The sequence below is a fragment of the Streptomyces sp. Root431 genome, assembly GCF_001426585.1.
Lineage (GTDB): Bacteria > Actinomycetota > Actinomycetes > Streptomycetales > Streptomycetaceae > Streptomyces > Streptomyces stackebrandtii.
Genome location: NZ_LMEI01000011.1, coordinates 230,186 through 248,575, shown reverse-complemented (window position 1 = coordinate 248,575; position 18,390 = coordinate 230,186). Strand labels below are relative to the sequence as shown.

17 protein-coding genes are annotated in these 18,390 nt (G+C 73.1%); 10 read left to right on the top strand and 7 right to left on the bottom strand.

Annotated elements, in window-relative coordinates; all coding sequences use genetic code 11:
* Window positions 1-140: 140 nt before the first annotated feature.
* The 5 genes from ASC82_RS20810 (at window position 141) to ASC82_RS20790 (ending at window position 6,963) form a co-directional block, all read left to right on the top strand.
* Window positions 141-2,906, top strand: coding sequence for a hypothetical protein (locus ASC82_RS20810; protein ID WP_056650136.1), 2,766 nt, complete (start codon window positions 141-143; stop codon window positions 2,904-2,906).
* A complete protein-coding gene (locus tag ASC82_RS20805; RefSeq protein WP_157863486.1) occupies window positions 2,903-3,406 on the top strand; it encodes a hypothetical protein in 504 nt (167 codons plus the stop codon). Before ASC82_RS20810 ends, ASC82_RS20805 begins: the two co-directional genes overlap by 4 nt.
* A gap of 261 nt (window positions 3,407-3,667) precedes the next feature.
* Window positions 3,668-4,735: a PP2C family protein-serine/threonine phosphatase gene (locus ASC82_RS20800; protein WP_056650131.1), complete on the top strand. Its 1,068-nt coding sequence runs from the start codon at window positions 3,668-3,670 to the stop codon at window positions 4,733-4,735.
* Between the two features lie 291 nt (window positions 4,736-5,026).
* Entirely contained in the window at window positions 5,027-6,370 is a 1,344-nt protein-coding gene (locus ASC82_RS20795; RefSeq protein ID WP_056650129.1) for a hypothetical protein, read from the top strand.
* A 62-nt stretch (window positions 6,371-6,432) separates the two neighbouring features.
* Window positions 6,433-6,963 carry an NUDIX hydrolase gene (locus ASC82_RS20790; protein ID WP_024760676.1) on the top strand — a complete coding sequence of 177 codons (531 nt, stop codon included), beginning with the start codon at window positions 6,433-6,435 and terminating at the stop codon, window positions 6,961-6,963.
* Window positions 6,964-7,079: 116 nt separating this feature from the next.
* On the opposite strand, the gene ASC82_RS20785 is transcribed toward ASC82_RS20790, so the two are convergent.
* Window positions 7,080-7,940 carry a 3-hydroxybutyryl-CoA dehydrogenase gene (locus ASC82_RS20785; protein WP_056650824.1) on the bottom strand — a complete coding sequence of 287 codons (861 nt, stop codon included), beginning with the start codon at window positions 7,938-7,940 and terminating at the stop codon, window positions 7,080-7,082.
* A 196-nt stretch (window positions 7,941-8,136) separates the two neighbouring features.
* On the opposite strand from ASC82_RS20785, the gene ASC82_RS20780 reads away from it, so the two are divergent.
* Window positions 8,137-9,405, top strand: coding sequence for a family 10 glycosylhydrolase (locus tag ASC82_RS20780; protein WP_199862579.1), 1,269 nt, complete (start codon window positions 8,137-8,139; stop codon window positions 9,403-9,405).
* Between the two features lie 8 nt (window positions 9,406-9,413).
* Here ASC82_RS20780 and ASC82_RS20775 read toward each other — a convergent pair whose 3' ends face one another.
* Together ASC82_RS20775 and ASC82_RS20770 are read right to left on the bottom strand one after the other, a co-directional pair.
* A complete protein-coding gene (locus tag ASC82_RS20775) occupies window positions 9,414-9,617 on the bottom strand; it encodes a DUF1918 domain-containing protein (protein WP_056650124.1) in 204 nt (67 codons plus the stop codon).
* 156 nt (window positions 9,618-9,773) lie between these two features.
* Window positions 9,774-10,790: a DMT family transporter gene (locus ASC82_RS20770; RefSeq protein ID WP_079039390.1), complete on the bottom strand. Its 1,017-nt coding sequence runs from the start codon at window positions 10,788-10,790 to the stop codon at window positions 9,774-9,776.
* Between ASC82_RS20770 and ASC82_RS20765 the strand changes: the two genes are divergently transcribed.
* The 4 genes from ASC82_RS20765 to ASC82_RS20750 all read left to right on the top strand — a co-directional run bounded on the left by ASC82_RS20765 (window position 10,789) and on the right by ASC82_RS20750 (window position 14,735).
* Complete coding sequence (locus ASC82_RS20765; RefSeq protein ID WP_056650818.1) at window positions 10,789-12,222, top strand: PLP-dependent aminotransferase family protein; 1,434 nt, start codon at window positions 10,789-10,791, stop codon at window positions 12,220-12,222. The genes ASC82_RS20770 and ASC82_RS20765 overlap by 2 nt on opposite strands.
* A gap of 103 nt (window positions 12,223-12,325) precedes the next feature.
* Entirely contained in the window at window positions 12,326-12,787 is a 462-nt protein-coding gene (locus tag ASC82_RS20760; protein WP_199862578.1) for a GNAT family N-acetyltransferase, read from the top strand.
* Between the two features lie 69 nt (window positions 12,788-12,856).
* Window positions 12,857-13,432, top strand: a complete 576-nt coding sequence (locus ASC82_RS20755) for a histidine phosphatase family protein (protein ID WP_024760669.1) — start codon at window positions 12,857-12,859, stop codon at window positions 13,430-13,432.
* Between the two features lie 121 nt (window positions 13,433-13,553).
* Window positions 13,554-14,735, top strand: a complete 1,182-nt coding sequence (locus ASC82_RS20750; RefSeq protein WP_079039389.1) for a methyltransferase — start codon at window positions 13,554-13,556, stop codon at window positions 14,733-14,735.
* Between the two features lie 4 nt (window positions 14,736-14,739).
* Here ASC82_RS20750 and ASC82_RS20745 read toward each other — a convergent pair whose 3' ends face one another.
* The 4 genes from ASC82_RS20745 to ASC82_RS20730 form a co-directional block, all read right to left on the bottom strand.
* Window positions 14,740-15,141 carry a VOC family protein gene (locus ASC82_RS20745; RefSeq protein WP_056650117.1) on the bottom strand — a complete coding sequence of 134 codons (402 nt, stop codon included), beginning with the start codon at window positions 15,139-15,141 and terminating at the stop codon, window positions 14,740-14,742.
* Window positions 15,142-15,253: 112 nt separating this feature from the next.
* Window positions 15,254-15,469 carry a DUF6243 family protein gene (locus tag ASC82_RS20740; protein WP_056650114.1) on the bottom strand — a complete coding sequence of 72 codons (216 nt, stop codon included), beginning with the start codon at window positions 15,467-15,469 and terminating at the stop codon, window positions 15,254-15,256.
* A gap of 254 nt (window positions 15,470-15,723) precedes the next feature.
* Window positions 15,724-17,322 (bottom strand): ABC-F family ATP-binding cassette domain-containing protein, encoded by a 1,599-nt coding sequence (locus ASC82_RS20735; RefSeq protein ID WP_199862577.1) that lies wholly within the window; start codon window positions 17,320-17,322, stop codon window positions 15,724-15,726.
* Window positions 17,323-17,474: 152 nt separating this feature from the next.
* Entirely contained in the window at window positions 17,475-18,332 is an 858-nt protein-coding gene (locus ASC82_RS20730) for a sigma factor-like helix-turn-helix DNA-binding protein (protein ID WP_056650111.1), read from the bottom strand.
* Between the last annotated feature and the right edge of the window lie 58 nt (window positions 18,333-18,390).

The window sequence follows — 18,390 nt, the reverse complement described above, 5'->3', positions numbered from 1 at the left end:
GCACGACACGGAGGGCCGCCCCGGGCACGTACCGGGGCGGCCCTCCGCCGTACCGGGAGCCGGACTCCGATCAGGCGGACCTCGGGCACCCGTGCGACGTGTCACCCGGCGGCGAGAGGCCCTCATGAGATCGTCCGCTGGTGGGCAATGATCCTCCGGACCACCAAGCGGAAATCCAGGACGCAGCCGAAGCGCCGCCGGAACTGGGCGTCCTCTTCGTCCACGGAATCGGCTCCCAGAAACGCGGCGACACACTGCTGCAGTGCGGCGAGCCGCTGCGCCTCTGGCTGAAGGAATGGCTGGCCGGCTCCCGGTCGTCGGGAGGCGTCGAGGACTTCGACGTCACGCTGTCGGGCACGCTCCTGCGGCGCGGCGACGAAGGCGCACGCGCCAGCACCCTGCTGACGGTCGAGGGGCGGACCGGAGACACGCACACCTCGCGGTCGTGGCTCCTGGCGGAGTCATGGTGGGCCGAGGACTTCCCCACACCGTCGTTCCGCACGCTCGCGAGATGGTCGCTCATGGCCGGGCCGTGGCTGGTGCAGCGGCACTTCAAGCTGAGGTTCGTCGGTTCGCCGCCGAAGAGCCTCGCGCAGGAACGGCGGGAGGCGCGCGACTTCGTCGCGAAGTACGTCCCCCAGGACAACACGATGCAGGACGTCTTCACGTTCCTGGCGTGGTGCCTTTCGTACATACTGCCCCCGCTGCGCCGGATCGCCGCCTACACGCTCTCCTTCGTCGTGGGCCTGGTCGCCCAGGTGGCCATCGCCCTGCTGGTGGTGCTCAGCGTCGTGCCCGCCCTGCGCGGGATCGTCCAGCGGATCCAGCTCCTGCTCTCGGAGTCGATCGGGGACAGCTTCGCGCTGACCGACCAGCCGCTCGTCTTCGATGCGATGGTCAGCCGCGTCCAGTCGGACGTCGAATGGCTCGCGGGGAGATGCGAGCGCGTGGCCGTGGTCGCGCATTCCCAGGGCGCTGCCATCGCGCATGCCGCGCTGCGCAGATCGCGGCCCGAGAACGTGTCCTTGTTCGTCACCTACGGCGCGGGAATCGCCAAGCTCTCCGCCATCCGCGGCCTCGACCTGGACCGAGCGGGCCTCAGCTTCGGTACGCGTCTTCTCGCGGTCCTCTCGCTGGCCGGCGGTGTCGCTCTCTGGTACGCGGACCGGGCCGTGTTCGCCATCGCTCCCGTCGTGGTGGCCCTCGCCCTCGGCCGGCTCTCCGAGAAGCTCCGCCCGCCGGACCCGGAACGTCCCGGCGCGCAGCTGGGGCTGCCCGAACTCGGCGAGTCCCTGCGCTGGATCGATCTCTTCGCCACGGCGGATCCCGTCCCCGAGGGGTCGCTGGCACGTCCTCCCCGCCGGGGCTTGATCTCCCAGCCCGTACACAACCGCGGGTCGAGCTTCTCCGACCACACGACGTACTGGCAGAACACCGAGGAGTTCGTGTCGAGAGTCAGCGCCGAACTGGCGCGGGAGGCCGGCTGGACGGAGTACGCACGGCTCACCGAGGCGGACCGGAAGATCACGGCCTCCGCCGAGCAAGCGCGGCGGAGCAGAACGGACATCCTCACCTTCGCACGGTGGATCCTGGGCATCGTGCTGGCCGGAGTGCCGTTCGTCTTGGGTGTGGAAGCGCTGGTCTACCTGGCCCGGAACACCGGCGACCTCGCGGCACGCGTGCCGGGCGTCGTCTCCGACTCGGCCCAGCGCGCCGTACAGGATTTCGCCAGGGACGATCTGGCGGGTCGGGTGCTCGGCGCCGTCGTCGCCGCCGTGGTCGTGACCGCCGTCTCCATGCTCGTCCTGCTGCCGACGTGGTGGGCCTGGGACGATCGGGCCCGTCGTGCCTTGGTGACGCGCCGACCCGCCGATCCGCGTGTTCCTTGGAGTGTGCGGCTGGCCATGTGCGTACCGCTCCTCGCGTGGATCCCCGTCGTCCGCCACGGTGGGGAGGCGGCCGCCGTCCTCGTGTTCTTCGCGGCCGTGCTCGTCCTGTCGATCCTGCTGCCGGGGGGCGACGCGGCCCGCGAGGCCGCAGCCATTCTCGTCGTCCACGCCCGGGGCACGCTTGAGCTGGAGCGTGCGTTCCGTCTGCCGCCGCGTTTCGAGCAGTCGAACCAGCTCGGACTGGACGTCAGCGACGAGACCGTATGGGGCGGCGGTGGTCCGACGGGAGAGCTTGCCCGCGTCGACCTCGGTACATGGCAAGTGCGCATGATGGATGTCGGTGAGCGGATCCATGCCGTCCGCGCCGGGCCGGACACCGTATGGGTGACGACCGACGACTCACTGGTACGGATCGACCCCGGCGCCGACGGTGCTCCTGGCGCCATCGTCGGTCGGCACCTGCTGGAGCCGGGCCTCGGCGATGTCGTCGAGGGCGAGGCAGGAGTGTTGTGGGTGGCGGCCGAGAGGTCGTCGACCGTGCTGCGCGTGGACTGTGGGACCGGACGGGTCGAAGCCGTCGTATCGGTGCCCGAGCAGCCTATGGGGATGATCGCCGTCGACGGCGATGTGTGGGTGCTCAGTCCGAAGAGCCAGACCCTGTCCCGGATCGATCCCCTGATGAACACGGTCGCCGAATCGTTCGACCTGCACGCCGTGCCGTTCGGCCGTCCGGTCGCCACGTCGGAGGCCATCTGGATCTACGACATGCAGGGTGCGCTCGTGCGCGTGGACCGGGGAGCACGTGTCGTCAGCAAGGTGGTCCGCACGCGTCGGCCGATGCTCGGCGGAATCGCCGCACACGCGGACGACGTCTGGTTCGTGGACGGCTGGAAGCAGCGTGCGATCGAAGTGATCGGCGGGGAGAAGGGGCGCGAACTGAACCTCAACGCCCGAGGACAGGAGATCGCGCTGACCAGCAGTCGGATCTGCACGGTGATCTGCGGAGGAGCCACATGACCGGTCAGGAGTCGCCTTCTCCGGACGGCGAGGCACGTTACGCGCGAGTGGTGGAGAACGAGCAGGCGTTGATGGCCACTCTGGAGCTCGTCCTGGAGGCGACCCACTTCACCGTCGGGCCCGGTGAGATCTTCGAGTACGAGCACGTCGCCGAACATGAGCGGTACGCCGAGATGGCGGTCTTCTGGTACTGGTGGACCGCGAATCTGATCTTCAACTCCACCGCGTACGAGTGGAAGACGGACTACGCCGACACGCTCGCCCACAACTTGGCGCTGAACGTTCCGGGCGTGGCGGAGATCATCAGCCGGCGCTGGGTCGAGTACGAGCACGACGACACGGAGACGGACAGGATCGCGAAGGCGGAGCTGGCCTTCCGCCGCACGCTCGCGCACATCGATCCCCGGGTACCGGTACCGGAGGTGGTCCAGGGCGATTTCGTCGCCGAGGCCGTCGGCTCGATCACCGCGCTCTTCCGGGAGCGCACGTCCTGGACCTGATCGCGCCCTCGGGGTGCGCAGCCCGACGGAATGTCCCTGTCTCCCCGCCGGGATCGGTCGCCTGCTCGTGGTTCGGGCACCCGTGCGCGTGGCGGAGCCCTGGCGAAAGGCAGCGCGCCGGGGGTGCTCACTCCTTCGGGTGAGATCGCCGGGGGGTGTTCCCCCGTGGCCCGTACGGTCGGCAGAATCGACGCGGCCGCAGGGGCGGACCTGTGGGCCGCAGGGCCTTCGGGCGCTGTCGGGGCTCGGGAAGGGCCGTGCATGATCCGTTCCAGGTCGTTGGTCTCGGCTGGCTCCCGGCTCCGCCGGCTGGCCCCGCTCGCTCTTCCCACCGCCTGGGGCGCGGTGGCCGTGGTGTGGAAGTTCGGCTGTCCGCTGGCCCGGCAGCCGGGGCTTCCCATGCGGATCGCCACCAGCGTCGTCTTCCTCACCGTCGGCACCGGGCTGCTCCTCGGTGTCCGGCGAGGCCTCGCGCGGGAGTTGGCCCGGGTGCGGGCCGTCGCCGACGCCACCCAGCAGGTGCTGCTCCGTCCTCCTCCGGCCCGGCTCGACGGACTGGCGCTTGCCGCCGGGCAGTTGTCGGCCTCGCGGGGGGCGTCCGTCGGCGGGGACCTGTACGAGGCGGTGGCCACCCCGTACGGCGTGCGGATCGTCGTCGGGGACGTGCGGGGGCACGGGCTCGCCGCGCTCGGCGCCGTGGTCGCCGTTCTGGGGAGCTTCCGTGAGGCCGCCCACGACGAAGCCGAACTCGGCGGCGTACTGCGGCGGTTGGAGCGGGCCCTCGAACGGCACCTGCGGGAGCGGGCGCGCGACGAGCACCCGGCGCGGAGCGGGGTGGATCCGGAGCATCCGGTGGCCGAGGAGTTCGTGACGCTGCTGCTCCTGGAGGTCGCGGCCGACGGGCGGCTCTCCGCCTTCAACTGCGGTCACCCCGGCCCGTACCGCATCGGACGGCGGGTGGAGCGGCTGCCGCTCGGCGACCCGCTTCCGCCGCTCGGGGTCCTTCCGCTGCCCGCCGTGCTCGCTCCGTACGCCGGTTCCCGGCTGCTCCCCGGCGAGACGATGGTCCTGTACACCGACGGCGCGGAGGAGGCCCGGGACCACCGTGGCCGGTTCTTCGCCCTTGACGACGCCCTGACCGCGGTGGCAGGGGAGCCGCCCGCGACCGTGGTCCGCCGGGTCCACACGGCGATCCTCGATCACACGGGCGGCCGGCTCGCGGACGACATCGCGCTCCTCGTCGTCCGCAACGACCGTGTCCGGGTGCCGGCGCAGCCCGCCGAACCCGGGCTGCGCCGCCCCCGGCCCGCCCCCTCCTCCCACTGTTGAGAAGAGGGGCCGGCGCCGGCGTCGCCCGCCCCGCCACGGAGTGTCGGGCAGATCAGCGGGGCGGGCGACGCGGACCGGGCGGCCGCACTGTATGAGGGGGGAGCCGGCGGCCCGGTCGTCGCCTTGCGGCGAGAAGCACAGTCAACCGGCGCGGGCCCGGGCCCGGCAGAGTACGCGGACCGGAAGAACGGGTACTTCGTTCACACCCCGTGCGAAATCACCCGTAGAGAATCGGCCACGGGCCGGGTCCGGCACCCCCTAGGCTGAGTTCACCGAGGGACCGGAGGGGGCATGCAGCCCAACACCCTGCTCGACGCCCTGCTCGACGAAGCGGGCGTCTCCCACGCGGGCCTCGCCGCCCGCGTGAACCGGGCCGGCCGGGCCAGGGGAATCCCCCTGCGCTACGAACACACCGCCGTGGCCCGCTGGTTGAAGGGCCAGCGGCCGCGCGGCCAGGTGCCCGACCTGATCTGCGAGGTGCTCGCCGCCCGGCTGCACCGGCAGGTGACCCTGGACGACATCGGCCTCGGGGTGCCGGGCGGACCGCCGCCCGCCTTCGGCACGCCGCTCTCCGGCTTCGTCGAGCGCGCGGCGGCCCTGTGGCGCTCCGACCAGCAGCAGCGCCCGCACATAGTCGGAGCGCAGGCCGTGACGGGTACGCCCGCGGTGATGCCGGTGTGGGAGTGGGAGAACCCGCCGGAGGACGTGGACGTCTCGCGCGAGGGCCGGGGGACCACGGTGTCCGCGGCCGACATCGCCGTGCTGAGCGCCGCCCGTTCCCACTACGAGCAGATGTACCGCAAGGCCGGGGGCATCGCGACGCGGGCCCGGATCGTCGGCTTCCTCACCACCGAGACCGCGCCGCTGCTCCGCGGCGCGTACAGCGACGCGGTCGGCCGGCGGCTGCACCGGGCCACCGGCGGCCTGGTGGCGGTGGCCGGAATCTGCGCCTACGACGCGGACGCGCACGGTCTGGCCCAGCGCTATTTCCACCAGGCGCTGCGGCTCGCGAAGGCCAGTGGGGACCGGGGGCTCGGCGCGTACGTGATCGCGCTCCTGGTCAACCAGTCGCTGTTCATGGGGGAGTACCGGCAGGCGGTGGCCTTCGCGGAGGCGGCGCTGCGGACCGCGGGCCGGCAGATCACCCCGGCGCTCGCCGCCGATCTGACGGCGATGCAGGCGAAGGCGTACGCGCATCTGGGCGACGGGGTGGCCGCGCTGGCCTGTATCCGGCGGGCGGAGGCGGAGGCGGAGCGGATCAGCCCGGGAACGGAGCCGGCCGAGACGGGGTACGTCCAGCCGGGGCTCGTCAACGTGCAGGTCGCGGAGGCCCTGCTCAGTCTGGGTGATCTCCCGGCGGCCCGCGAGCACGCCGCGGCGGCGGTCAGGACGCCCTCGCACGACCGGGGCCGCGTGCACCGGCTGGCCATGCTGTGCCAGATCGAGCTGCGGCAGGGCGAGGCCGACGGGGCGGCGCGCACGGCGGTGGAGATGACCGAGCGGGCGCGGGGGATGGAGTCGCGGCGGCTGCGGGACCGGCTGCGTCAGGTGCGGGAACATCTCCTCGCGAGCGGCGGAGTCGACGCCCGGGAGGCGGCGGCTCTCATCGACGGGGCCCTGCGCGTTCCCCTGTAGACCGTCAACTGCTGCGATATTGCCACCAAACAAGCACCGACCAGTCGGAAGGTGGCAAGAACGTGCAGTGGACGAAACTGAGCGAACGCTCTGTCTATGAGAATCGCTGGTTCCAAGTGAACCTCGCGGACGTCGAACTCCCGGACGGCCGCCACCTCGACCACTATCTGATCCGGCTTCGCCCGGTCGCCGTCGCGACCGCCGTCAACGAGGCCGACGAAGTCCTGATGCTCTGGCGCCACCGTTTCATCACCGACAGCTGGGGCTGGGAGCTGGCCGCCGGCGTCGTCGAGGACGGGGAGGACGTCGAGACCGCCGCCGCGCGCGAGATGGAGGAGGAGACCGGCTGGCGGCCGGGGCCGCTGCGCCATCTCCTCACCGTCGAGCCGTCGAACGGCCTCACCGACGCCCGCCACCACCTCTACTGGGCGGAGCGGGCCACGTACACCGGCCCGCCCGAAGACGCCTTCGAGTCCTCACGGCGGGCCTGGATCCCGCTCAAACAGGTCCCCGACATGATCGCCCGCGGCGAGATCCCGGCCGCCAACATGGCCGCCGGGCTGCTCATGCTCCACCACCTGCGGCTCGGCTGAGGCCCGGGGAAGGAACGGCGCGGTGACATGCCGGACGGCCCGTACCTGTGCGTGAGTGCGGGCCGTCCGGTGTTTCGGGGAGGTGGGCCTACGGGGGAGGTAGGACCACGGGTGGATCAGGAGTACGGGTAGAAGCCCGAGCCCGTCTTCCGGCCGAGGCGGCCCGCGTCCACCATGCGCTGGAGCAGCGGGGGAGCGGCGTACAGCGGCTCCTTGAACTCGGCGTACATCGAGTCGGCGATCGAGGCGATCGTGTCCAGACCGATGAGGTCGGAGAGCTTCAGCGGGCCCATCGGGTGGGCGCAGCCGAACTCCATGCCGTTGTCGATGTCGTCGCGGCTGGCGATGCCCGACTCGAACATCCGGATCGCGGAGAGCAGGTACGGCACCAGCAGGGCGTTGACGACGAAGCCGGAGCGGTCCTGCGCGCGGATCGCGTGCTTGCCGAGCGCCTTCTCGGCGAAGGCCTGCGCCCGGCTGATCGTGCCCTCGGAGGTGGTGAGGGCCGGGATCAGCTCGACGAGCTTCTGCACCGGGGCCGGGTTGAAGAAGTGGATGCCGATGACCTGGTCGGGGCGGGAGGTCGCCACGGCCAGCTTGACGAGCGGGATGGAGGAGGTGTTCGAGGCCAGGATGGCGTCCGGCCGGGTCATCACCTGGTCGAGCACCTGGAAGATCTCGGTCTTGACCTGCTCGTTCTCCACGACCGCCTCGATCACGAGGTCGCGGTCGGCGAACTCGCCCAGGTCGGTGGTGAAGCTGAGGCGGGCGAGCGTCGCGTCCCGCTCCTCCTCGCTGATCTTGCCGCGTTCGGCGGCCTTCGACAGCGAGTTGTAGAGCCGTGTGCGGCCGAGCTCCAGCGCCTCGCCGGTGGTCTCGGCGACCTTCACCTCAAGGCCGCTCCGGGCACACACCTCCGCGATGCCCGCGCCCATCTGGCCGCAACCCACCACTCCGACGCGCTCAATGTCGGCCATGGAGTCCGTCACCTCGTGCCTTTCGCTCTTCACTGCGGCGGGCCCCGTGTGATTCCGGTGCGTCCGCCTCGACCCCCACGACGTTACCGCTCATTAACCGATGATCGATCGTCCGGGCCGGGCATGCTGTCCGGGTGCGTGTGACGTATCCGACAGAAGAGGGGTACAAGTGCGGCCTATCGGCAGAAGAGGGTTCGTGGCGGGTGCCGCCGGGGCGGCGCTCGCGGTGACGGGAGCGACATCGGACGTGACGGGGGAGACGGCGGTGGCGGCTGCGACCCCGGTTGCGGACCCGGTCGCGGAGCCCGGCCGAAAGCGGTCGCACCGCAGGCGCGAGTTCCGCGGGATGTGGGTGGCGACGGTCGTCAACCGCGACTGGCCCTCCCGGTCCGGCCTGACCGCCGCGGAACAGCGCGCCGAGCTCCTCGCCCATCTCGACACGGCCGTCGAGCGCCGCCTCAACACGGTGGTCCTCCAGGTCCGGCCGACCGCCGACGCCCTGTGGCCCTCGCCGTACGAGCCGTGGGCGCAGTACCTGACCGGTACGCAGGGCCGCGACCCGGGCTGGGACCCGCTGGGCACGGCCGTCGAGGAGGCCCATGCGCGCGACCTCGAACTGCACGCCTGGTTCAACCCGTACCGAGTGGCGAATCACACGGATCCGGCCCGGCTCGTCGCCGACCACCCGGCCCGCCTCCACCCCGAGTGGGTGCTGCCCTACGGCGGGAAGCTGTACTACAACCCGGGACTGCCCGAGGTCCGCGGCTTCGTCCAGGACGCGATGCTGGACGCGCTGCGCCGGTACGACATCGACGCCGTGCACTGGGACGACTACTTCTACCCGTACCCGGTGGCCGGGCAGGTCTTCGCCGACGACGAGGCGTACGCGCGGTACGGCGGGGACTTCCCCGACAAGGCGTCCTGGCGGCGGAACAACACCGATCTGCTGGTCTCCGAGATGTCCGCCCGGATCAAGGAGACCAAGAAGCACGTGGCCTTCGGGATAAGCCCCTTCGGCGTGTGGCGGAACATCGCCACCGATCCGGAGGGCTCGGACACCCGCGCCGGCGTCCAGACCTACGACGACCTGTACGCCGACACCCGGAAGTGGATCCGGGAGGGGTGGATCGACCACGTCGTCCCGCAGCTCTACTGGAACATCGGCCTGCCCGCCGCCGACTACGCGAAGCTGCTGCCGTGGTGGGACGAGGTCGTACGGGGGACGGGCGTCGGCCTGTACGTCGGCGAGGCGCTCTACAAGGCGGGCGACCCCGCCCAGCCCGCGGCCTGGCAGGACCCGAAGGAGCTCTCACGCCACCTGGAGCTCGCCGCCCGCCACCCGTCGGTCGGCGGGCACTGCTTCTTCGCGGCGAAGGAGGTCGCCGAGGACCGGATCGGGGCGATGGCCACCGTGGTGGCCGATCACTACCCGACCAGGGTCCGTCCGCCGAAGGGGAGGAGCTAGCGCTCGACTCAGAGCGCTCCGGCCTCCGGGCGGTGGCGTACGACGGTGTCGGGGCCCGGCGACATCAGGGCCTCGTGACCGTCGTCGTCGAATTTCACGCGGTACGGGGGAGTGCCGTTCTCCCCCAGCACCTGCAGAACCTCGGCCGTACGGTCGTGGTGACCGACGGTGCGGCCGTGCACCAGCAGTTTGTCGCCCACACTCGCCTGCATCGGGATGCCCTCCTCGCGAACGCGCCAGTCCTACTCGGGCCTCTGTCTGCCATTGTGACTCGGGTCACCCCGATCCGTCGCGTCGGCCCTTCCGGGTCACCCCGATCCGTCGCGTCGGCCCTTCCGGGTCGGCCCTCCCGCGCCGGTACTTCCGCGTCAGCTCTTCGCCCGCTGGGTGACCGCGATGCAGACGAGCACCCCGACGGCGGCGAGCGGAGCGGCCAGCGGCAGGGTCTCGCCGAGCAGGAAGACCGACCAGAACAGGGTGAGCAGCGGCTGGGCGAGCTGGAGCTGGCTGGCCTTGGGGATGCCGATCTCCGCCATGCCCCGGTACCAGACGTACAGGCCGAAGAAGGTCGAGCCGGCGGCCACCCAGACCAGGCCGATGATGCCGTGGGCGTTGAGGTGGACCGGCTCGATCGACAGCGTGACCGCAGAGGCGACCGCCATCAGCGGCAGGCACAGGACCAGGGCCCAGCCGATGACCTGCCAGCCCGGCATGAGCGACGCGAGCCGGCCGCCCTCCGTGTAGCCGGCGGCGCACACGAGCAGCGCCCCGAAGAGGTACAGGTCGCCCTTGGACAGGGCGCCGCCGCTCTGCTGGATCGTGAAGGCGATCACCACGACGGCTCCGGAGACCGCGGCGAACCAGAAGGTACGGGACGGGCGCCGCCCGGTCCGGATCGCGGCGAGCGTCGCGGTGGTGAGCGGCAGCAGGCCCACGACGACGGCGGCGTGCGAGGTGGTGGAGGTCTGCAGGGCCAGCGTGGTGAGGAGCGGGAAGCCGATCACGACACCGCCGGCGACGACGGCCAGGCCGCCCCAGTGGCGGCGCTCCGGCAGCGGCACCCGGCCGGCGAGGAGGAAGGCGCCGGCGATGAGCGCGGCGAGCGTGGAGCGCACGGCCACCAGCGACCAGGGGCCGAAGCTCTCCAGGCCCCAGACGGTCGACGGGAAGGTCAGCGAGAAGGAGACCACGCCGAGGAGGGCGAGCAGGGTGCCGCGGGTCCGGGGGGCGGGGGCGCTCCGGCCGCCGGTCACGGTCGGGCCGGTGGCCGCGGTCGGACCGGTGGTCGCGGTTCGACCGGTGGTCGCCGTCCGGCCGGAAGTGCTTCCCTCGGTGGCGGTGACCGCTATCGTGGTGGTGGCAGTAGCGCTATCCTGTGCTCTCATGCATGAGCGTAGCAGTGTCGCGGAACTGGCGGAATCCCTGAAGGCGGAGCTCAACCGCTACTCACCAGGTGGAAAGCTGCCGTCGAGTCGAGCGCTCGTCGAGCGCTACCGCGTCTCCCCGGTCACCGTCACCCGAGCCCTCGCCCAGCTCGCCGCCGAAGGCCTCGTCGTCACCCGCCCCGGCTCCGGCGCCTTCCGTGCCGAGCCGCGCGCCACCCCCCTCGCGGGGGACACCTCCTGGCAGGAGCTCGCGCTCAGTGCCGACACCGCCACCGAGCTCGTCCCCCGGGCCGTCGACGCCTCCGGCGTCCTCGTCACCCTCGCCGCGCCGCCGCCGGGAGTGATCGAGTTCAACGGCGGCTACCTCCACCACTCGCTCCAGCCCGAGCGCGCCCTCGCCGCCGCCCTCGCCCGCGCCGGCCGCCGCCCCGGAGCCTGGGGCAGGCCGCCCACGGACGGGCTGCCCGAGCTGCGCGAGTGGTTCGCCCGCGAGATCGGCGGCAGCATCACCGCCGCCGAGGTGCTGATCACCGCGGGCGGCCAGTCCGCCATCACCACCGCCCTGCGCGCCCTCGCCCCGCCCGGCACCCCCGTGCTCGTCGAGTCGCCCACCTACCCCGGCATGCTCGCCGTCGCCCGCGCCGCCGGGCTCCGCCCCGTCCCCGTACCGGGCGACGCCGACGGGGTCCGCCCCGAACTCCTCGAAGCCGCCTTCCGCGCCACCGGGGCCCGGGTCTTCGTCTGCCAGCCGCTCTTCCAGAACCCGACCGGCACCGCGCTCCCGCCGGAACGGCGCCGGGAGGTCGTCCGCATCGCCCGCGCCGCCGGCGCCTTCGTCGTCGAGGACGACTTCGCCCGCCGCCTCGTCCACGACGACTCCGGGCCGCTCCCCGCGACGCTCGCCGCCGAGGACCCCGACGGGGTCGTCGTCCACGTCTGCTCGCTCACCAAGCCCACCTCGCCCAACCTCCGCGTCGGCGCCCTCGCCGCCCGCGGCCCCGTCCTGGAACGCCTGCGCGCCATCCAGGTCGTCGACAGCTTCTTCGTCCCCCGGCCCCTCCAGGAGGCCGCACTCGAACTCGTCGGCGCCCCGGCCTGGCACCGCCACCTCCGGGCCGTCTCCCAGGAGCTCAGGAGCCGCCGGGAGGTCATGACGACCGCCGTCGCCCTCCACCTCCCCGACTTCGCCCTGCCGCACGTCCCCTCCGGCGGCTACCACCTCTGGCTCCGCCTCCCCGACGCCCTGCCCGAGGCCTCACTCCTCGCCACCGCCCTGCGCACCGGCGTCGCCGCCGCCCCCGGCCGCCCCTACTTCTGCGCCGAACCCCCCGCCGGGCACATCCGGCTGAGTTTCGCGGGTGTGGCGGGCCCCGTCGAGATCGTCGAGGGAGTGCGCCGACTGCGGGCGGCGGTCGACGAACTCACCGCCTGAGCCGCGGCCGGTCCGGGCGAGGGCCCGGACCGGGCCGCACCGCGATCACCGCGCGCGGCAAATTCGCCTGACAAAGTCCCCGGCCCCCTGGAACCCTGCGGCCATGAACCCCAGCGCCACCTCCGCCCCCTCCGGTGACACCGTCATGCACGGGGCGTACGAGATCTCAGCCGATCCCGCCCGGATCGACGCGGCCCGCGTCCACCACTGGCTCTCCACGGACGCCTACTGGGCCCTCGGCCGACCTCGGGAGAAGCAGGACGCGGCCATCGCGGGCTCGCTCAACTTCGGCGCGTACCACGGTGAGACCGGCGAGATGGCCGCGTACGCGCGCGTCATCACCGACTACGCCACCTTCGCCTGGCTCTGCGACGTCTATGTCGACCCGCAGGCCCGCGGCACCGGCCTCGGCACCGCGCTCGTCGAGACCGTCCGCGACCACCTCGCACCGCACGGACTGCGCCGCATCCTGCTCGCCACCGCCGACGCGCACGGCGTGTACAAGAAGGTCGGTTTCACGCCACTGCAGAATCCGGACAAGTGGATGGCTCTCGGGCAGCAGTGACCCGCCGCCCCCCAGGTCCCGGGAAATGACCCCTTGACCTGGGCGGCCACCGGCCTCACGATCGCGGCCATGAGTCTTCGGGTCACGCTCGTCGCGGCGGCACGCAGCTCCTCCCTGCTCGCCGAACGCTTCGACGACGACCGGCCGCTCGACGAGGCCGGCTGGTACGAGGTGCAGGTCGCCGCGCCCGCACTCATCCCGCTCGGCGCGGCCGAACTCCGCTACTGCTCCCCGACCCCGCGCAGCCGCGCCACCGGCACCGCCCTCGGCTACGCGCCCCTCGCCCAGCCCGCGCTCCGCGAGTGCGACATGGGCCGCTGGCGCGGGCTCACCCTCGCCGAGGTCGCCGCCCTCGAACCGGCCGCCGTCGACGCCTGGCTCACCGACGCCCGCACCGCCCCGCACGGCGGCGAACCGCTCCTCGCCTTCATCACCCGGATAGGGAGCTGGCTCGACACCCGCCCCGCCGAGGACTGCTCCATCGTCGCCGTCGCCGAGCCCTCGGTCGTACGGGCCGCCCTCGTGTACGCCCTGAAGGCGCCGCCCGCGACGTACTGGAACGTCGACGTGCGCCCGCTCTCCACCGTCACGCTCACCGGCCGCCCCGGCCTCTGGCACCTCCAGCTCGACGCGGCCCTGCGCTGACCGACCGGCGCAGGCCGGGACCGTCCGAAGCCGTCCAGGCCCAGGTCGCCGCACATCCCCCGGGCGACCCGGGCACGCGGAGGGGGAGCGGAAGGCCGCGACCGGCTAGCCTGAGAGCACGATGAACCGTTTGACCACGTCATGGGGCGCCTTCACGCTCACCCGCCACCCCGAGGACCCGCGCGATCAGCTGCGGGCCTGGGACGCGTCCGACGAGTACCTCCTGGGCCACCTGGCCGAGAGCGGTACCGACCTGTCCGGCACCGTCGCCGTCCTCGGCGACCGCTGGGGAGCCCTCGTCACCGCACTCCAGGCCGCCGGTCCCGGCGAGCTCGTCCAGATCTCCGACTCCTACCTCGGCCGGCAGGCCACGCGGACCAACCTCGCGCGCGCCGGCGCGGCCCCGGACGCCGTCCGGCTGCTGACCACCCAGGACCCGCCGCCCGAGCGGATCGACGTCCTCCTCGTCCGCGTCCCCAAGAGCCTCGCGCTCCTGGAGGACCAGCTGCACCGGCTGGCACCCGCCGTGCACGAGGGCACCGTGGTCGTCGGCACCGGCATGGTCAAGGACATCCACACCTCGACCCTCCGCCTCTTCGAGCGGATCCTGGGGACGACCCGCACCTCGCTCGCGGTGAAGAAGGCCCGGCTGATCCACACCACGCCCGAGCCGGGCCTCGCCCCGCGTCCGAACCCCTGGCCGCACCGGTACGACCTCCCGGCGGACACCCCCGCGCCCGGCCTCCCCGGCCTGACGGTCACCAACCACGCCGGGGTCTTCTGCGCCGACCGCCTCGACATCGGCACCCGCTTCCTGCTCGCGAACCTCCCCGGTGACCTCGGCCGGGCCAGGGTCGCCGACCTCGGCTGCGGCAACGGCGTGGTCGGCCTCGCCATCGCCCTCCACGAGCCCGACGCGGAGCTGGTCTTCACCGACGAGTCGTACCAGGCGGTCGCCTCGGCCGAGGAGAACTTCCGCACGCACGTGGGCGACCACCGCAAGGCCGAGTTCCTCGTCGGTGACGGGCTCTCGGACCTGCCGGCCGGCTCGGTCGACCTCGTCCTCAACAACCCGCCGTTCCACAGCCACCAGGCCACCACCGACCGCACGGCCCGCCGCATGTTCGCGGAAGCGCGGCGCGCGCTGCGGCCGGGCGGCGAACTGTGGGTCGTCGGCAACCGCCACCTCGGCTACCACGTGACCCTCCGCCGAATCTTCGGGAACAGCGAACTCGTCGCGAGCGACCCGAAGTTCGTGGTCATCCGGGCCGTCCGTCAGCCCGACAGGGACGACACCGCCTGAGGCATCAGCCCCAGGTGCGGGAGCAGAGGACCAGCCGGTAGCCGTCGGGGTCGGCGACGGTGACGCCGTACCGGTCCCAGTACGGGTTGTGCGCGGTCATCCGCGTACCGCCCGCCGCGAGCAGCCGCTCGACCTGCTCCTCCTCGACGGGCGCGCCGAGGTAGACGACGAACAGGTCCTCGACGGTGGGGGCGGGCTCCACGGGGTTCTCGGGGTCGCGCGTCAGCTCGAAGTGCCAGCCGCCGCCGGCCGGGCCGACCATGAGGAGGTCGTGCTCGCCGGGTTCGCCGGCGGTGCTCCGCCACTGCACGTCGAGCCCGAGCCCGTCGACGTAGAACCGCTCGGCGGCGGCGAGGTCCCGCGAGGGGCGGGCGACCCGTATGTGGGTCTGCGCATGGATGATCATGCCCGCCAGGTTAAGGGCGGTCCCGTGACCCGAGTCGAAGACGGCAGGGCCCGGACCGCGCGTCGCGGTCCGGGCCCTGTCCCGTGCGGTGCCGCCCCGCGGCGGTGCCGCGTCAGCTCTGTGCGGTGGCGTCGCCCGCCTGCGCCGCACCCTTGGGCGCGGCCGCCTTCTCGCGCATCTTGCGCACCAGCTCCGCCTTCCGGTCGGCCGCATTCTGGCGGTCGAGGTTGCGGTGCGGCCCGTTGTTCTGCCGCTCGGCGCGGGACTGCCGCTTGCGCTGGCCGCCGCCCTGGCCCACGGGGTTGTTGATGTTCTTGCTGTCGGTCACGGGTTCTCCCGGTGGTGATGTGAGGTGATCAACGGATTCGGCGGTGGGGGATGGGCGGCGACGTCGAGGAACGTCAGCGGGGGCCCAGCACGCTCTCACTCGCGAATCGGCGTTTGGAGAACATGACAAAGACGTTACCCGCTCCCGTCGGCCCCGCGGACCAACCTCCTCGCGGAGGCCGTCCCTCTCCCAGGGGAGCGGAGGCCGTCCCCGCCCTCCCCGGGGAGCGGAGGCCCGTCCCCGCCCTCCCCGTCTCACGCCAGTGCGACGAGCTCCCGGTACTCCTCGCTCCACAGGTCCTCGTCCGCGTCCGGGAGCAGCAGGACCCGCTCCGGGCGCAGCGCGTCGATGGCGCCCTCGTCGTGCGTGACCATCACGATCGCGCCCGGGTAGGTGCCCACGGCCGCCAGGACCTCGTCGCGGGAGGCGGGGTCCAGGTTGTTCGTGGGCTCGTCGAGGAGCAGCACGTTGGCGCCGGAGTGGACCAGGGCGGCCAGCGCCAGCCGGGTCTTCTCGCCGCCGGAGAGCACCCCGGCCGGCTTGTCGGCGTCGTCGCCCCGGAACAGGAAGGCGCCGAGGACCGCCCGTACCTCGCCGTCCGTCAGGTGCGGCGCGGCCGCCGCGAGGTTCTCCCGGACCGTACGGCCCCGGTCCAGGGTGTCGTGCTCCTGGGCGAAGTATCCGAGCCGCAGCCCGTGGCCGCGGACGACCCGCCCGGAGTCGGGCGTCTCCGCCCCGGCCAGGAGCCGCAGCAGCGTCGTCTTCCCGGCGCCGTTCAGCCCGAGGACGACCAGCCGGCTGCCCCGGTCGACCGCCAGGTCCACCCCGTCGAGGACGGGGCGCTCCCCGTACGCCTTGGTCAGCGAGACCGTGCCCAGGGGCGTACGGCCGCAGGGCGCGGGCTCGGGCAGCCTGATGCGGGCGACCCGCTCGGCCTGGCGCGCGGGGTCGAGCCCGGCGAGCATCCGGTCCGCCCGGCGCGCCATGCTGCGGGCTGTCGTCGCCGTCGCCACCCGGGACTTCATGCGCGCCGCCTGGGCGTGCAGGGTGGCCGCCTTCCGCTCGGCGTTGGCGCGCTCGCGCACCCGGCGCCGCTCGTCGGCGTCCCGCTGCGCGAGGTAGGCGTCCCAGCCGGTGTTGTGGACGTCGAGCGCGGCGCGCTGCGGATCGAGGTGGAAGACCCGGTTGATCGCGTCGGCGAGGAGCCGGACGTCGTGGCTGATCAGCACCAGGCCGCCCCGGTGGGCGGTCAGGAAGCCGCGCAGCCAGCCGATCGAGTCGGCGTCCAGGTGGTTGGTCGGCTCGTCGAGGAGCAGGGTGTCCTCCGGGCCGTGCCCGGCGAAGAGGATCCGGGCCAGCTCGACCCGGCGCTTCTGCCCGCCGGACAGCCGGCCGACGGGCCGGTCCATCACCTCGGCGGGCAGGCCGAGCCCGGCGGCGACCCGGGCCGCCTCCGCCTCCGCCGCGTACCCGCCGCCCGCCTCGAACGCGGCCTCGGCCCGGTCGTAGGCGGCGAACGCCCGCGCGTCGGGCGCCTCGCCGAGCCGGCGGGCCGCCTCGGCGAGCCGCCGGACGGCCCGGTCGAGGCCGCGCGCGGAGAGGATCCGGTCGGTGACGGACGCGTCCGGATCGGCGGCCCGCGAGTCCTGCGCGAGATGGCCGACGGAGCCGGTACGGGTGACGGTGCCGGCGGCCGGGGCGTGCAGCCCGGCCAGGGTGTCGAGCAGGGTGGTCTTGCCGGCGCCGTTGCGGCCGACGAGACCGATCCGGTCGCCGGGGGCGACGTGGAAGGAGACGTCGGACAGCAGGAGCCGGGCGCCGACGCGCACGTCGGCACCACGAACGGTGATCATGGGATAACGCTCCGAAACAGCTGAGGGACACACGGGTGGCGTGGGCGTGGGTCCGCAGCTAGGAGATTCGGGGCGTAGACATACGGCGAGCGTACGGGGACGGGCCCCCGGACGCACCGCGATTTCCCCCTCGGAGCAGCTCTCGCCGCCTCTCACCCGTCCGGAAAGGCCAGGTCCAGAGCGCGCACGCGGTCCTCCCCCGTGGTGATGTCGAGGACGGCGATCCGGTCGTGCCGGAGCGCGAACGCCACCGCGGAGACCGGGACGCCGGCCACGAAGGCGACGAGCCCGACGGACCCGTCGACCAGCGCGGGCCTCGCCACGTCGGCGAGACGGGCGAAGAAGGCGGCCGCCTCCGCGACGGCCGGGGCACCGTGGACCGGCCCGCGCGCGGAGTACGCCACGGCGTCCGGGGCGAGCACGGCGGCCAGCGCGCGGGCGTCACGCGCACGCGCCGCCGCCAGGAACCGCTCCACCACCGCCCGCTGCCGCCCCGGATCACCGTCGGCCCGCGCCGCCCCGCCGCCCCGGATCCGCTCCCGAACCCGCCGGGCGAGCCGCGCCGCGTCCGCGGGGGAGCCGCCGGTGACCCGTGCCGTCTCGGACGGCGGCAGCCCGAACAGATCGTGCAGGACGTACGCGCGCCGCTCCTCGGCCCCGAGCGACTCCAGAACCACGAGCAACGCGAGCCACACGGCGTCCACCCCACCCCGTACACCGGCCGCCGGTCCGCCGCCCCGAACGCCGGCCGCCGGCACGCCACCCCCGGACCCGGTCCGGCCGGCGGCAGCCCGCTCCTGGAGCCCGCGCACACACGCCTGCCCCACACGACCGGCCAACCAGCCCCGCACGGCCACCGCCCCCTCCCGCCCGAGCTCCGCCCGCACCACGGCAAGCGCCTCCTCGGCCTCGGCCGCCGACCCCGTCATCCGGAGGGCCACACCCCGCAACTCCTCCCGATCGGCGTCGAAGCACCTGGTCAGGGCGGTGGGCAATGTGTCGTCGTGCATGGGGCCTCACTCCTCGTCGGTGTCGTCACCGCCTTGACGCGAGGACACCGCCCGATGT

What these genes read in the sequence shown, in the direction of transcription:
- ASC82_RS20805 (WP_157863486.1), top strand. Translation starts at nt 2,903, where the DNA reads ATGACCGGTCAGGAGTCGCCTTCTCCGGACGGCGAGGCACGTTACGCG.
- ASC82_RS20800 (WP_056650131.1), top strand. Translation starts at nt 3,668, where the DNA reads ATGATCCGTTCCAGGTCGTTGGTCTCGGCTGGCTCCCGGCTCCGCCGG.
- ASC82_RS20795 (WP_056650129.1), top strand. Translation starts at nt 5,027, where the DNA reads ATGCAGCCCAACACCCTGCTCGACGCCCTGCTCGACGAAGCGGGCGTC.
- ASC82_RS20785 (WP_056650824.1), bottom strand. Translation starts at nt 7,940, where the DNA reads ATGGCCGACATTGAGCGCGTCGGAGTGGTGGGTTGCGGCCAGATGGGC.
- ASC82_RS20775 (WP_056650124.1), bottom strand. Translation starts at nt 9,617, where the DNA reads ATGCAGGCGAGTGTGGGCGACAAACTGCTGGTGCACGGCCGCACCGTC.
- ASC82_RS20765 (WP_056650818.1), top strand. Translation starts at nt 10,789, where the DNA reads ATGCATGAGCGTAGCAGTGTCGCGGAACTGGCGGAATCCCTGAAGGCG.
- ASC82_RS20770 (WP_079039390.1), bottom strand. Translation starts at nt 10,790, where the DNA reads ATGAGAGCACAGGATAGCGCTACTGCCACCACCACGATAGCGGTCACC.
- ASC82_RS20760 (WP_199862578.1), top strand. Translation starts at nt 12,326, where the DNA reads ATGAACCCCAGCGCCACCTCCGCCCCCTCCGGTGACACCGTCATGCAC.
- ASC82_RS20755 (WP_024760669.1), top strand. Translation starts at nt 12,857, where the DNA reads ATGAGTCTTCGGGTCACGCTCGTCGCGGCGGCACGCAGCTCCTCCCTG.
- ASC82_RS20750 (WP_079039389.1), top strand. Translation starts at nt 13,554, where the DNA reads ATGAACCGTTTGACCACGTCATGGGGCGCCTTCACGCTCACCCGCCAC.
- ASC82_RS20745 (WP_056650117.1), bottom strand. Translation starts at nt 15,141, where the DNA reads ATGATCATCCATGCGCAGACCCACATACGGGTCGCCCGCCCCTCGCGG.
- ASC82_RS20735 (WP_199862577.1), bottom strand. Translation starts at nt 17,322, where the DNA reads ATGATCACCGTTCGTGGTGCCGACGTGCGCGTCGGCGCCCGGCTCCTG.
- ASC82_RS20730 (WP_056650111.1), bottom strand. Translation starts at nt 18,332, where the DNA reads ATGCACGACGACACATTGCCCACCGCCCTGACCAGGTGCTTCGACGCC.